This window comes from Citrobacter sp. wls757 (assembly GCF_005280935.1).
Taxonomy (GTDB): domain Bacteria; phylum Pseudomonadota; class Gammaproteobacteria; order Enterobacterales; family Enterobacteriaceae; genus Citrobacter; species Citrobacter portucalensis.
The window spans coordinates 599,114-613,209 of sequence record NZ_SZWU01000060.1 but is presented as its reverse complement, the minus strand read 5'-3'; the positions used below and the strand labels follow the sequence as shown (position 1 = coordinate 613,209).

The 14,096-nt window shown below is 53.4% G+C and carries 14 protein-coding genes and 1 other annotated feature; of the genes, 5 read left to right on the top strand and 9 right to left on the bottom strand.

Going from position 1 to position 14,096, the window contains the following annotated elements:
- Positions 1 to 30: 30 nt before the first annotated feature.
- The 6 genes from trpA to trpL all read right to left on the bottom strand — a co-directional run bounded on the left by trpA (position 31) and on the right by trpL (position 6,699).
- Complete coding sequence (gene trpA, locus FDW94_RS17805; RefSeq protein WP_008784942.1) at positions 31 to 837, bottom strand: tryptophan synthase subunit alpha; 807 nt, start codon at positions 835 to 837, stop codon at positions 31 to 33.
- A complete protein-coding gene (gene trpB / locus FDW94_RS17800; protein WP_003020645.1) occupies positions 837 to 2,030 on the bottom strand; it encodes a tryptophan synthase subunit beta in 1,194 nt (397 codons plus the stop codon). The genes trpA and trpB overlap by 1 nt, the downstream gene beginning before the upstream one ends.
- A 10-nt stretch (positions 2,031 to 2,040) precedes the next feature.
- Positions 2,041 to 3,402 carry a bifunctional indole-3-glycerol-phosphate synthase TrpC/phosphoribosylanthranilate isomerase TrpF gene (trpCF, locus tag FDW94_RS17795; RefSeq protein WP_249358597.1) on the bottom strand — a complete coding sequence of 454 codons (1,362 nt, stop codon included), beginning with the start codon at positions 3,400 to 3,402 and terminating at the stop codon, positions 2,041 to 2,043.
- On the bottom strand, positions 3,403 to 4,998 hold the full coding sequence (gene trpD / locus FDW94_RS17790; RefSeq protein WP_137377976.1) for a bifunctional anthranilate synthase glutamate amidotransferase component TrpG/anthranilate phosphoribosyltransferase TrpD: 1,596 nt from the start codon (positions 4,996 to 4,998) through the stop codon (positions 3,403 to 3,405). It lies immediately after the preceding gene.
- Positions 4,998 to 6,560 (bottom strand): anthranilate synthase component 1, encoded by a 1,563-nt coding sequence (locus FDW94_RS17785; protein WP_079935306.1) that lies wholly within the window; start codon positions 6,558 to 6,560, stop codon positions 4,998 to 5,000. The genes trpD and FDW94_RS17785 overlap by 1 nt, the downstream gene beginning before the upstream one ends.
- 23 nt (positions 6,561 to 6,583) lie before the next feature.
- Positions 6,584 to 6,678, bottom strand: a sequence feature (Trp leader region).
- Entirely contained in the window at positions 6,655 to 6,699 is a 45-nt protein-coding gene (trpL, locus tag FDW94_RS17780; protein ID WP_012905981.1) for a trp operon leader peptide, read from the bottom strand. Its footprint overlaps the feature before it by 24 nt.
- A 135-nt stretch (positions 6,700 to 6,834) precedes the next feature.
- Here trpL and rnm point away from each other — a divergent pair, with 135 nt between their 5' ends.
- The 3 genes from rnm to rluB all read left to right on the top strand — a co-directional run bounded on the left by rnm (position 6,835) and on the right by rluB (position 9,306).
- Positions 6,835 to 7,713, top strand: a complete 879-nt coding sequence (gene rnm, locus FDW94_RS17775; protein WP_008784938.1) for an RNase AM — start codon at positions 6,835 to 6,837, stop codon at positions 7,711 to 7,713.
- Positions 7,710 to 8,330, top strand: a complete 621-nt coding sequence (locus tag FDW94_RS17770) for an L-threonylcarbamoyladenylate synthase (RefSeq protein WP_003833336.1) — start codon at positions 7,710 to 7,712, stop codon at positions 8,328 to 8,330. Before rnm ends, FDW94_RS17770 begins: the two co-directional genes overlap by 4 nt.
- 100 nt (positions 8,331 to 8,430) lie before the next feature.
- A complete protein-coding gene (gene rluB, locus FDW94_RS17765; protein ID WP_003020625.1) occupies positions 8,431 to 9,306 on the top strand; it encodes a 23S rRNA pseudouridine(2605) synthase RluB in 876 nt (291 codons plus the stop codon).
- Positions 9,307 to 9,389: 83 nt separating this feature from the next.
- On the opposite strand, the gene cobO is transcribed toward rluB, so the two are convergent.
- Entirely contained in the window at positions 9,390 to 9,980 is a 591-nt protein-coding gene (cobO, locus tag FDW94_RS17760; RefSeq protein WP_003833333.1) for a cob(I)yrinic acid a,c-diamide adenosyltransferase, read from the bottom strand.
- Positions 9,977 to 10,738: a YciK family oxidoreductase gene (locus FDW94_RS17755; RefSeq protein ID WP_048216262.1), complete on the bottom strand. Its 762-nt coding sequence runs from the start codon at positions 10,736 to 10,738 to the stop codon at positions 9,977 to 9,979. Before FDW94_RS17755 ends, cobO begins: the two co-directional genes overlap by 4 nt.
- A 221-nt stretch (positions 10,739 to 10,959) precedes the next feature.
- On the opposite strand from FDW94_RS17755, the gene sohB reads away from it, so the two are divergent.
- A complete protein-coding gene (gene sohB, locus FDW94_RS17750; protein WP_032934465.1) occupies positions 10,960 to 12,006 on the top strand; it encodes a protease SohB in 1,047 nt (348 codons plus the stop codon).
- Positions 12,007 to 12,114: 108 nt separating this feature from the next.
- Here sohB and FDW94_RS17745 read toward each other — a convergent pair whose 3' ends face one another.
- Complete coding sequence (locus tag FDW94_RS17745) at positions 12,115 to 12,366, bottom strand: YciN family protein (protein ID WP_003020616.1); 252 nt, start codon at positions 12,364 to 12,366, stop codon at positions 12,115 to 12,117.
- 398 nt (positions 12,367 to 12,764) lie between these two features.
- On the opposite strand from FDW94_RS17745, the gene topA reads away from it, so the two are divergent.
- The coding region (gene topA, locus FDW94_RS24460; protein ID WP_249358595.1) for a type I DNA topoisomerase at positions 12,765 to 14,096 on the top strand (1,332 nt) is incomplete at its 3' end.

The window sequence follows — 14,096 nt, the reverse complement described above, 5'->3', positions numbered from 1 at the left end:
CCGCCAGAAATTTCTGGCGGTTGATTTAGCTTATTGGTGGGTGGCGGCTTTCATCGTGCTGACAAACGCTTTCAGCTCAGCCAGCATCTGTTCCGGTGCCGCAACATTTTTCTCAATGATTTTCACAATTGCCGAGCCGGAAATTGCACCGGCAGCACCGGCTTCAATAGCACCAGCGACCTGTTCAGGCGCAGAAATACCAAAGCCCTGTAAAGAAGGTGGCGCACCATATTCTTTCAGCTTTTCAACCAGATGATGCAGCGGTAATGCTGCACGATTTTCGGCACCGGTTACACCTGCACGTGAAAGCAGATAAGTGTAGCCACGACCATAAGAGGCAATCTGGCGTAGCAGTTCTTCATCAGCGTTCGGCGGGCAGATGAAAATCGGCGCGATGTTGTGGCGCAGCGCTGCGGTTCTGAACGGAGCTGACTCCTCAACCGGCACATCGGCTACCAACACAGAATCCACACCGACTTTCTCACAATGGGCGTAAAATTCATCAATGCCCTTACTAAAGACCAGGTTGGCATACATCAGCAACCCAATGGGAATTGTCGGATGCTTCTGGCGAATCAGCGCCAGCATTTCAAAGCATTGCGACGGTGTAACGCCGGCGGCAAACGCTCGCAGGGTGGCTTCCTGTATGGTCGGACCGTCTGCCAGCGGATCGGAGAACGGAATGCCGAGCTCAAGCGCGTCGGCACCAGCTTCAATCAGCGTATCAATGATTTTCAGTGACTGCTCAACAGACGGATCGCCCAGGGTTACGAAGGGGACAAAAGCGCCTTCTTTGCGGTCCTTCAGCTGTGCAAACAGGTTTTCGTAACGTTCCATCAGATTTCCCCTCGCGCTTTCAAAATATCGTGTACGGTGAAAATGTCTTTGTCGCCGCGACCGGAGAGATTAACCACCAGCAACTGCTCTTTTTCTGGATTCTCACGCATCATTTTCAACGCGTGCGCCAGGGCATGGGAGGACTCCAGTGCCGGGATAATTCCCTCGTGCAGACACAGCGTTTTGAAGGCTTCCAGTGCTTCATCATCGGTGATTGAAACATAATCGGCGCGACCAATGCTGTTCAGGTATGCATGCTGTGGCCCGACCGATGGGAAATCCAGCCCTGCAGAAATAGAGTAAGACTCTTCAATCTGTCCTTCTTCAGTCTGCATCATTGGGGACTTCATGCCGAAGTATATCCCGACACGACCATGCTTCAAGGGCGCGCCGTGTTCTCCAGACTCAATCCCGTGACCGCCTGGCTCTACGCCAATCAGACCGACGCTGGTTTCATTAATAAAATCGGCGAACATCCCGATGGCGTTAGAACCGCCGCCCACGCAGGCGATAACGGCGTCCGGCAGACGGCCTTCTTTTTCCAGAATCTGCGCCTTGGTTTCTTCACCGATCATGCGCTGGAACTCACGCACAATGGTCGGGAAGGGGTGAGGACCAGCCGCCGTACCGAGCATGTAGTGCGCGGTATCGTAGCTACCAGACCAGTCGCGAAGCGCTTCGTTACAGGCATCTTTCAGCGTTGCGGAACCGCTGTGAACGGGGATAACTTCAGCGCCCATCAAACGCATACGGAAAACGTTAGGCGACTGACGTTCAACATCTTTCGCGCCCATGTAAATACGGCATTTCAACCCCAGCAGTGCGCTGGCGAGAGCAGATGCAACACCGTGCTGACCCGCGCCTGTTTCGGCGATGATTTCCGTTTTACCCATGCGCTTCGCCAACAACGCCTGACCCAGCACCTGGTTGGTTTTGTGCGCGCCGCCGTGCAGTAAATCTTCGCGCTTGAGATACAGCGTCGTGTTGGTGCCTTGAGTAATGTTCTGGCACTTGGTCAGTGCGGTTGGGCGACCCGCATAGTTTTTCAGCAGATCTGTAAACTGCGCCTGAAATTCAGGATCCTTTTGTGCGCTGACAAAAGCTTCTTCCAGCTGGCGCAGGGCAGGCATCAGAATCTGTGGCACATACATACCGCCAAATTCACCAAAGTACGGATTGAGTAATGTTGTCATGTCTTTTTCCTTAATATGCGCGCAGCGTCTGAAAGACCGAAGCCAGAAGACGTGCATCTTTGATGCCCGGCTGTGACTCTACGCCAGAATTGAAATCGAGACCGGCACAGCCGGTTTTTGCCGCGTCAACGCAGTTATCTGCGCCGAGTCCGCCAGCCAGTAAAACGTTATCCAGCGATTGTCCGCCTAAAAGTGACCAGTCGAAGCGTTGACCGCTGCCGCCCTGGCCGTTGTCGAAGACGTATTTATCGACATGCTGATAATCACGGGCTGGCAACGTCTCGCTGACGCTGAGTGCCTTCCAGATTTGCACCTGTGCGGGCAGTAAGTCGCGCAGGGCGTCAACATAGGACTGGTCTTCGTTACCGTGCAGTTGCACGGCAGTTAGTCCCAGCTCCGCCGCTGTTGCGCTCACGTCGGTAATATCTGAGTTGCGAAACACCCCGACGTATTGCAGCGGCGCGCCGGTCATGACCTCTCGCGCCTGTGCTACGTTGACCGCGCGCGGTGATGTGGGGACAAAAATCAAGCCGCCGTAAATGGCACCCGCTTCGTATGCCGCATTTGCATCCTGAGCCCGGGTTAAACCGCAGACTTTATTCTCGCCGAGCAGTACGCGACGCACGGCGGCGTGCAGATCATCATGCGACATCAGCGCAGAGCCAATCAGAAAACCGTTGGCGAAGTGGCTGAGCTCGCGCACCTGACCGTAAGTATTGATGCCGGACTCGCTGATGACGGTCACACCATGACCCAGTCGCGGTGCCAGTTGACGGGTGCGATTCAGATCAATCGACAGGTCGCGTAAGTCACGGTTGTTGATACCAACGACTTTGGCGCCCAGTGCGATAGCACGCTCCAGCTCTTCTTCGTTACTGACTTCGGTCAGTACGCCCATTTTCAGGCTGTGGGCGACGGCGGCGAGTTGACGATATTGCTCATCATCGAGCACCGACAGCATCAGCAAACAGGCGTCCGCCTGATAGAAACGCGCCAGGTAAATCTGGTAAGGATCGATAATAAAGTCCTTACACAGAATCGGCTGCGGTGCGATGCGGCTGACGATAGGCAGGAAATCAAAGCTCCCCTGGAAATACTTCTCATCGGTCAGTACGGAGATCGCGGAAGCATAATGTTTATAGATGCTCGCAATCTGTGCCGGGTCGAAGTCATCACGGATCACGCCTTTTGATGGAGATGCTTTTTTGCATTCCAGAATAAAGGCGGTGCGTGCACCTTGCAGCGCATCGTAGAAATCACGTGAGCCAGGCTGAACATCATCTTGAAAGCTGGCCAGCGGTTGTTGCTGTTTGCGGGCTTTTACCCAAATCGCCTTGTCTGCGACAATTTTCGCTAAAACGGTTTGCATCATTTACCCTCTTGCTGCCAGTGCAGTGACGCGGTCATAGGCCGCACCGCTACGCAGTACATTAATCACGGTTTGCGCATTGGCTTTTAAATCTTCTTCACCGTGCAGGCGCATTAACATGGCGACATTCGCGGCAACAGCAGCTTCATGAGCGGCTTCACCTTTACCTTGTAACAAGCGACTAAGAATGTCACGGTTTTCTTCCGGCGTGCCGCCAGCCAGCTGTTCCTGGTGGTAAGGCGTCAAACCAAAGTCTTCTGCCGTCAGTTGATAACTCTTGATTTCCCCATCGTGCAGCTCTGCCACAATGGTCGGCGCATGCAGCGAAACTTCGTCCATGCCACCACTGTGCACCACGGCTGCTCGTTGATATCCCAGCACGCGCAGCGTTTCAGCAATCGGTAGCACCAGTTCCGGGCTGTAAACGCCGATCAGCGCCAGCGGCGGATGCGCCGGGTTAATCAACGGGCCGAGCACATTAAACAGCGTGCGGGTTTTCAACTGCTGGCGTACCGGCATGGCATGGCGAAAACCGGTGTGATATTTCGGCGCAAACAGGAAGCACACCCCGAGGTCGTCTAGAGCCTGACGGGATTTATCAGCGTTCATATCCAGATTGATGCCAAATGCCGCTAACAGATCCGAAGAGCCAGACTTGCTGGAGACACTGCGGTTGCCGTGTTTGGCAACTTTCAGTCCGCAAGCCGCCGCAACAAAGGCGCTGGCGGTAGAAATATTGATGCTGTTGCTGCCGTCGCCGCCGGTACCGACAATATCGGCAAACAGATAATCAGGGCGCGGGAACGGGGCGGCGTTTTCCAGCAGCGCGGTTGCCGCACCGGCAATTTCATTCGGGTGTTCGCCACGAATTTTCATGCTCACCAGCGCCGCAGCCAGTTGTTCCGGCTTCAGTTCACCGCGAACGACTGCGGAAAACAACTGGTGACTTTCCTGCTGGGACAGCGTCTGGGCCTGATACAGTTTCTCCAGAATGGGTTGCAGCGTATTGGTTTGTTCAAGCTTCTGTTGCGCCCAGGCCAGCGTTTGTTCCAGCAAACGCGCGCCCTGGGTGGTCAGAATTGATTCCGGATGGAACTGGAAGCCGCAGATGCGATCGGTATCGTGACGCACCGCCATCACCATGCCGTTAAAGTGGGCGTTAATGGTCAATCCGGCAGGAACGTTGCTGCCAACCAGCGAATGATAGCGTGCCACCGGCAGCGGATTCGCCAGACCAGCAAACATCGCCTGACCGTCGTGTTCAATGCTGGACGCTTTGCCGTGCAGGATCTCTCCGGCCTGACCCACATATCCACCATAGGCTTCAACAATGGCCTGGTGTCCCAGACAAATACCGATGATTGGCAGCTTGCCGCGCAAACGGGTTAACAGCTCCGGCATGCAACCTGCCTCGCTTGGCGCGCCTGGTCCTGGAGAAAGCATCAGCACCGGATTTTTCATGGTTGCTAAGCGGTCAATCAACGTCTGGGCCGGAATATGGTTGCGGTAAATCACCACGTTGTGACCATTAGTACGCAGCTGATCCGCCAGGTTGTAGGTAAAAGAATCGATGTTATCAAGCAGCAGAATGTCAGCCATTAGAAGGTCTCCTGTGCGTGGTGCGCGGTAGCGATAGCACGCAGAACCGCACGCGCTTTATTACGGGTTTCATCGGCTTCAGACTGCGGTACAGAATCCAGAACAATCCCGGCACCGGCTTGTACGGTGGCAATACCGTCTTCCACGAGGGCGGAGCGAATGACAATACAGGTATCCAGATCGCCATGCGCCGTGAAGTAACCTACCGCACCGCCGTAGCTGCCACGGCGACGACCCTCTGCCTCGGCGATAAGTTGCATGGCGCGAACTTTTGGCGCTCCGCTTAACGTGCCCATATTCATACAGGCGCGGTAAGCATGCAGAACATCCAGATCGCTACGCAATTCGCCGACCACGCGCGAAACCAGGTGCATAACGAAGGAGTAACGATCGACTTTTGTGAGGTCAGCAACATAGCGGCTGCCAGGCGTACAGATGCGCGCCAGGTCGTTACGCGCAAGGTCAACCAGCATCAGGTGCTCAGAAAGCTCTTTATGGTCGGTACGCATCTCCAGCTCGATACGGCTGTCGAGATCGCGATCAAGCGAACCGTCCGCACGACGACCGCGCGGGCGAGTACCAGCAATCGGGTAGATCTCTATCTGGCGGCTGGTGGCATCATATTTCAGCGAGCTTTCCGGGGAGGCGCCAAACAGCGTGAAATCGTTGTCCTGCATGAAAAACATGTATGGGCTGGGGTTACTTTTCTTCAGCACATAGTAGGCCGCCAGCGGAGATGGGCAGGGCAGCGAGAAACGGCGGGATGGCACCACCTGGAAAATTTCGCCTGCGCGAATCGCTTTTTGCATGCCACGAACTACGGCGCCAAACTCTTCATCGCTCTGATTGCACTCGCAGCGCATCTGCGGGACTTCAGTGACCGGCAACGGCGGCGCAGGCTCGGTAAGCTGCTGGCTCAATTGCGCCAGACGAGCATTAAGACGCTGTTTTTCCGCATCATTGGGGGTAAAAATACTGGCCTGAATACGGGTGCTTTTTTTCTGGTGGTCGATAACCATCAGCGTTTCTGCCAGATAGAAGCAGTAGTCAGGGCAACGGTTGCCCGCTTCAAGCTGTGGCAACTCTTCAAAACCCGCAACCAGATCGTAAGAAAACAGACCGCCGAAGAACATTGCTTCACGTTCTTGCGCTGGAACATTAACCAGCTCCTGCAATAAACGGAATGCATCAAATACGGACAGGGAGCATAAGCGGGCGTCTTCATCGAGCAGTGGGCTGACGGCAGGGAATCGCAGATGACGACCATTCGGCTGTTGTTCGTTCTCAACGCCAGCGGGCAGGGCAACATCCAGCAGCGACAGCAGCGATGCGCCGTTTGCGGACAATGCCTGAATAGTGACAGTGTCACCGAGAGCGGTAATGCGTAATGCGCTGTCGACCAGCAGCAGACTCTTCAGATCGTCTTTGCTGTCGATATCTGCAGATTCCAGCAGCAGTGTTGCTGGACGTGCGCCACACACTTGATGAAACAGCGCGGTCGGATTCTCACGGTAGGCGGCATCGCAGGCAAGCAGTTCGAGTGTCGGTTTTTGAGTTTGCATCGTTATTCTCATTAATTTTGTTCAAAAAAAAGCCCGCTCATTTGGCGGGCCGGGTATCTGGTTGCATATTGCAGACGTAAGACACTGCCCGAAATCAGGAAGTGCGCCACCAACCGTGCAGAACAAATGTTGCTTTCATCTCAGATACCTTCTTCATGTGAACTTGCGTACTAGTTAACTAGTTCGATGGAATAAAGTCAACACCTGATTTCAGTATATTTGTCGAAACCGCTATGATGGGCGTGATACGACATTTATTGAAACGGGAGCCGCCTTGAGCGACACGAATTACGCAGTGATTTATGACCTGCACAGTCATACTACAGCCTCCGATGGGCGATTAACGCCAGAAGCCTTAGTACACCGTGCGGTAGAGATGCGAGTCGGTACACTGGCGATCACCGATCATGACACCACGGCCGGCATTGCGGCGGCAAGAGAAGAAATTTCACGTTCAGGTTTAGCCTTAAATTTGATCCCTGGCGTCGAGATATCAACGGTCTGGGAAAACCATGAGATCCATATAGTGGGTCTGAACATTGATATCGCCCATCCCATGATGTGTGAGTTTCTGGCGCAACAAACGGAACGTCGTCAGCAGCGTGCGCGCCTGATTGCCGAACGACTCGACAAAGCGCATATCCCCGGCGCGTGGGAAGGGGCGTTACGCCTGGCTGATGGCGGGGCGGTTACGCGGGGCCATTTTGCACGTTTCCTGATGGAATGTGGAAAAGCCACAACCATGGCGGATGTCTTTAAAAAGTATCTTGCCCGTGGGAAAACCGGTTACGTTCCGCCACAGTGGTGTACAATAGAACAAGCTATTGATGTCATTCATCATTCTGGCGGTAAGGCTGTTCTGGCTCATCCTGGGCGGTACGATCTTAGCGCTAAGTGGCTGAAAAGACTGGTTGCACATTTTGCTGAACATCGCGGCGATGCGATGGAAGTAGCACAGTGCCAGCAGTCTCCCAATGAACGCACCCATCTGGCGACGCTTGCGCGTTCGCATCAACTGTGGGCATCGCAAGGGTCTGATTTTCATCTACCCTGCCCATGGATTGAGTTGGGTCGTAAACTTTGGTTGCCCGCAGGCGTAGAAGGCGTCTGGCAACTTTGGGAGCAGCCCGAGATCACAGAGAGGAAAGTATGAGCCAGTTTTTTTATATTCATCCCGAAAACCCGCAGCAGCGACTGATCAATCAGGCCGTTGAAATCGTGCGTAAAGGTGGGGTGATCGTCTATCCAACCGATTCCGGTTATGCGTTGGGCTGCAAAATTGAAGATAAAGGCGCCATGGAGCGCATTTGCCGCATCCGTCACCTGCCGGACGGACACAACTTTACGCTGATGTGTCGTGACCTGTCCGAACTGTCGACCTATTCGTTTGTCGACAACGTGGCATTCCGTTTAATTAAAAACAACACGCCGGGTAACTACACCTTCATCCTGAAAGGGACGAAAGAAGTTCCGCGCCGTTTGTTGCAGGAAAAACGTAAGACCATCGGCCTGCGTGTGCCATCGAATCCGATTGCGCTGGCGCTGCTGGAAGCACTGGGCGAGCCGATGCTATCTACATCGCTGATGCTGCCGGGCAGTGAATTTACTGAGTCAGACCCGGAAGAGATTAAAGACCGTCTGGAAAAACTGGTGGATTTGATTATTCACGGTGGCTATCTCGGTCAGCAGCCGACCACGGTCATCGATTTAACCGACGATTCCCCGGTGGTGTTGCGTGAAGGCGTCGGCGACGTTAAACCTTTCTTATAAGGGCGCGAACCGCTATACTACGCGGCCTTAAAATGGCGCTGACTGGCGCCGTTGATTCTCCTGTTCGACGCCTGTGAAGGCGACATCTAAAGGAAGCTCTATGAGCGAAAAGTTACAGAAAGTGCTGGCACGCGCTGGCCACGGTTCTCGCCGTGAAATCGAATCTATTATTGCCGCGGGTCGCGTGAGTGTTGATGGCAAAATTGCCACGCTCGGCGATCGCGTTGAAGTCACTCCGGGTCTGAAAATCCGTATCGACGGTCATCTGATTTCGGTTAAAGAGTCTGCGGAGCAAATCTGCCGCGTTCTGGCCTATTACAAGCCAGAAGGTGAACTGTGTACTCGTAACGACCCGGAAGGTCGTCCGACCGTGTTCGATCGTTTGCCAAAACTGCGTGATGCTCGCTGGATTGCCGTAGGGCGTCTGGACGTGAATACCTGCGGTTTACTGCTGTTTACCACCGATGGTGAACTGGCTAACCGTCTGATGCACCCAAGCCGTGAAGTTGAACGTGAATATGCGGTACGTGTGTTTGGTCAGGTTGATGATGCAAAACTGCGCGATCTGAGTCGTGGCGTACAACTGGAAGATGGTCCGGCGGCATTTAAAACGATCAAGTTCAGCGGTGGTGAAGGGATCAACCAGTGGTATAACGTCACGCTGACCGAAGGGCGTAACCGTGAAGTCCGTCGCCTGTGGGAAGCTGTAGGTGTACAGGTAAGCCGTCTTATTCGTGTTCGTTACGGTGATATCCCGCTGCCGAAAGGCCTGCCGCGTGGTGGCTGGACCGAGCTTGACCTCGCGCAGACCAACTATCTGCGTGAACTGGTGGAACTGAAGCCGGAAACGACATCTAAAGTTGCCGTCGAGAAAGATCGTCGTCGCATGAAGGCAAATCAGATCCGTCGTGCGGTGAAGCGCCACTCACAGGTCGGTAGCAGCCGTCGTCCGGGTGGTCGTAGCAACAACGGTTAATTATGAGTAGGCCTGATAAGCAAAGCGCCATCAGGCGTTAGCGTGGAGCCGGATGCGGCGCAAGCGCCTTATCCGGCCTACTGTCAGTAATCAATCCCTATCTGGGCCTTCACGCCCGCTTCAAACGCATGCTTGACCGGGCGCAGCTCGCTGACCGTATCCGCTAACTCCAGAATATCGCGATGACATCCACGGCCGGTGATAATCACCGTTTGATGGGCAGGGCGCGCGTTTAGGGCAGTGATGACCTCTTCAAGCGGCAGATAGTCGTATGCCACCATATAGGTCAGCTCGTCCAGCACCACCATATCCAGTTCATCGTCGGCTAGCATCCGCTTGCCGTGTTCCCACACGGCCATACAGGCCGCGGTGTCGGACTCACGGTTTTGCGTTTCCCAGGTAAATCCTGTTGCCATAACCTGAAACTCTACGCCGTGGGGTTCAAGTAAGTTACGTTCTCCGTTTGGCCACGTACCTTTAATAAATTGTACGACGCCGACTTTTTTACCGTGGCCCACCGCGCGCGTGGCGGTACCGAATGCGGCGGTGGTTTTACCCTTACCATTTCCGGTGAATACGATGATGATCCCGCGCTCGTCCGTAGCGGCGGCAACGCGTGCGTCAACCCGATCTTTTACGCGCTGTTGACGTTGCTGATAGCGTTCTTCACTCATTGGGCAATTCCTGGTTTACGGCCCGGCTGGGCGTCAAAAGTCATACCGGTTTTACGGCGGCTGTCATCGCCCATCAGCCACAGGTAGAGCGGCATAATATCGGCGGGAGTTTTCAATTTTTGTGGATCTTCCGTGGGGAATGCACTGGCTCGCATGCCAGTTCGTGTTCCACCAGGATTGATACAGTTTACGCGCAGATGACGGTTTTGATACTCATCAGCCAGAACCTGCATCATCCCTTCGGTTGCAAATTTTGAGGTGGCATATGCACCCCAATTGGCGCGTCCCTGGCGGCCAACGCTGGAAGAGGTAAAGACCAGCGATCCGGCATCGGATTTGAGTAACAACGGCAGCAATGCCTGAGTCAGCATAAAAGTGGCATTCACATTTACCTGCATCACATCCTGCCAGACCAGCGGGTTTTGTTCACTCATTGGGCAAATATCGCCGAGTAATCCGGCGTTATGCAGTACGCCATCCAGACGCGGGAAATGTGCGGCAATGCGTTGCGCAAGCTGGTGACATTCTTCAGAGGTACAGGTCAGTAAATCCAGTGTAAACCACTGTGGTTGTGTTCCGTTTTCATCGGCGATAGTGCGGGCAACCTGACGCAGTTTTTCTTCGTTACGCCCAAGCAGGATAACGGTCGCGCCATAGCGTGCATAGGTCTGCGCGGCTTCGCGTCCGATACCATCGCTGGCACCGGTGACAAGAATAATGCGGCCCTGTAAAAGGTCTTGTTTAGGTTGGTAATGCACGGCTACTCCTCGGCGACGCCCTGGCCATCTCGTTCGCAATAACTTTTGGGCTTTATGCCTTAAACCCTGTTCTTTTTCAATCAGCCAAAGGCAATAACACCGCAAAATGAACGCTTTGTCATGCTTTTTACTGATTCAGCACTGGATGTATGAAGCAAGACGAGGTGACACGCCTGTTGTACACTGAGCGGAAGTCGCGTTGTTTAACCAAGGTGGGTCTCGTGGAATTGTTGTCTGAATATGGGCTGTTTTTGGCAAAAATTGTCACTGTCGTGGTGGCTATTGCAGTGGTGGTGATGCTGATCGTAAACGCGACACAACGCAAACGTCAGCGTGGGGAATTGCGGGTTATTAACCTCAGCGATCAATATAAAGAGATGAAGGAAGACCTGTCGCTGGCCTTATTGGATGGGCATCAGCAAAAATTCTGGCATAAGGCGCAGAAAAAGAAACAGAAGCTGGAGGCGAAGGCTGCCAAGGCAAAAGCAAAACTGGGTGACAGTACGTCATCAGATAAACCTCGTGTATGGGTGCTTGATTTTAAAGGCAGTATGGATGCCCATGAGGTCAGCGCATTACGCGAAGAGGTGACGGCGGTGCTGGCGGTTGTTAAACCTCAGGATCAGGTGGTGGTTCGTCTGGAAAGCCCGGGCGGTGTGGTACATGGTTATGGCCTGGCTGCGTCCCAGTTACAACGCCTGCGCGATAAGCAGATCCCACTGACCGTCACGGTAGATAAAGTCGCTGCGAGCGGCGGATATATGATGGCCTGCGTGGCAGATAAAATTGTTTCGGCGCCGTTTGCTATCGTCGGCTCAATTGGCGTGGTGGCGCAGATCCCGAACTTTAACCGCTTCCTGAAAGGGAAAGATATTGATATCGAACTGCACACCGCCGGACAGTACAAGCGTACGCTGACGCTGCTTGGCGAGAACACGGAAGAAGGGCGGCAGAAATTCCGTGAAGATCTGAACGAAACACATCATTTGTTTAAAGATTTTGTCCATCGTATGCGCCCGACTCTGGACATTGAGCAGGTTGCCACGGGTGAACACTGGTTTGGTCAACAGGCGCTGGCAAATGGGCTGGTGGATGAGATCAACACCAGCGATGAGGTGATCCTCGGGCTGATGGAAGGTCGTGAAGTGTTGAACGTTCGCTATCTGCAGCGTAAAAAGCTGATGGATCGTTTTACCGGTAGTGCGGCGGAGAGCGCCGATCGTTTGCTGATGCGCTGGTGGCAGCGGGGGCAGAAGCCACTGATGTAAAATTGTCATTGCCGGATAGCGATGCTCACATATCCTATCCGGCCTACAAATAGGCATCAATGTAGGCTGGATAAGGTGTTGCCGCCATCCGGCAAATTATTTCTCGAGTTAATCGATCAAGTGATACTTTTCAGAAAGTACGTGCGCCAGGTGTTTAAACATATTAAACACAGCCGTACTTTTGGGCGTTGGTAGCCCTTGCTCGTCTAAAAAGTAATCTCCGCTGAAAACCAGCACGCCGTTTCGCTGCGTAACGCCGGTGGCGACAATCCCCGCCAGCGTGTCCTCATGCTCACGAATGATTTTGTTGGCTTCAATCAGCAGTGTTTCGCGATCGATGGGTTGAGTGTCTTTATGCATGATTTACTCCTTAAACAAGGACATTAGTCTACGCTGAGCCCGCCTTATGGGCAAATATTCCCTGACATAAATGAAGGTTTTACGACAGTGTTACAACTGGCGAGATTTGTTTTTGCATGCTAATAAAGTTGCGTAACGCATTTTATCAGGTACAGTGTGACGCTTTCGTCAATCTGGCAACAGATTTGCTTGACATTCGACCAATACTTCGTCGTGCTAGAGCGTTTGTGAGAAAAAAAGCCTGTTAACTCAGTTACATGAGAGTTACATTACAAGCGCGAAACAGTTTAAGGGGTTGATATCCGCCGACGCAGAGACCATATCGATGTCTCGTCGCCAGTGGAAGGTGAATCAACGTGCGACGCATTCTGGAAGAATCAAATTAGGTAAAGGTGAATATGGGTAAAGCTCTTGTCATCGTTGAGTCCCCGGCAAAAGCCAAAACGATCAACAAGTATCTGGGTAATGACTACGTGGTGAAATCCAGCGTCGGTCATATCCGTGATTTGCCGACCAGTGGCTCAGCAACTAAAAAGAGCGCCGACTCAACCTCCACCAAAACGGCTAAAAAGCCCAAAAAGGATGAACGTGGCGCTCTCGTCAACCGTATGGGTGTTGACCCGTGGCACAACTGGGATGCGCGCTATGAAGTGCTGCCTGGTAAAGAGAAAGTTGTTTCTGAACTGAAGCAACTGGCTGAAAAAGCCGACCACATCTATCTCGCAACCGACCTTGACCGCGAAGGGGAAGCCATTGCATGGCACCTGCGGGAAGTCATCGGTGGCGACGACACCCGCTACAGCCGCGTGGTGTTTAACGAAATTACCAAAAATGCTATTCGCCAGGCGTTTGAAAAACCGGGCGAGTTGAACATCGATCGTGTTAATGCGCAACAGGCGCGCCGCTTTATGGACCGTGTTGTGGGCTATATGGTGTCGCCACTGCTGTGGAAAAAAATTGCGCGTGGTCTGTCTGCCGGTCGCGTACAGTCTGTGGCTGTGCGTCTGGTGGTTGAGCGTGAACGCGAAATCAAAGCATTTGTTCCAGAAGAGTTCTGGGAAATTGATGCTAATACGACCACGCCGGGCGGCGACGCGTTGCCGCTTGAGGTGACGCATCAAAATGATAAACCGTTCCGTCCTGTAAATCGGGAACAAACGCTTGCCGCTGTTAGCCTGTTGGAAAAAGCGCGCTATAGCGTCCTGGAACGTGAAGATAAACCGACCAGCAGCAAGCCGAGCGCACCGTTCATTACCTCCACGCTACAGCAGGCTGCGAGTACGCGTCTGGGCTTTGGTGTGAAGAAAACCATGATGATGGCGCAGCGCTTGTATGAAGCGGGTTACATCACTTACATGCGTACTGACTCAACCAACCTGAGCCAGGATGCTGTCACTATGGTTCGCGATTACATCAGTGATAATTTTGGCAAAAAATATTTGCCGGAGAGCGCGAACCAGTACGCCAGCAAAGAGAACTCGCAGGAAGCACACGAAGCTATCCGTCCTTCCGATGTCGCCGTACTGGCGGAGTCGCTGAAAGATATGGAAGCCGATGCGCAAAAACTGTATCAGCTGATCTGGCGCCAGTTTGTTGCTTGTCAGATGACGCCAGCGAAATATGACTCTACCACCCTGACCGTGGGTGCGGGTGATTTCCGTCTGAAAGCGCGTGGTCGTATTCTGCGCTTCGATGGTTGGACCAAAGTGATGCCAGCGCTGCGTAAGGGC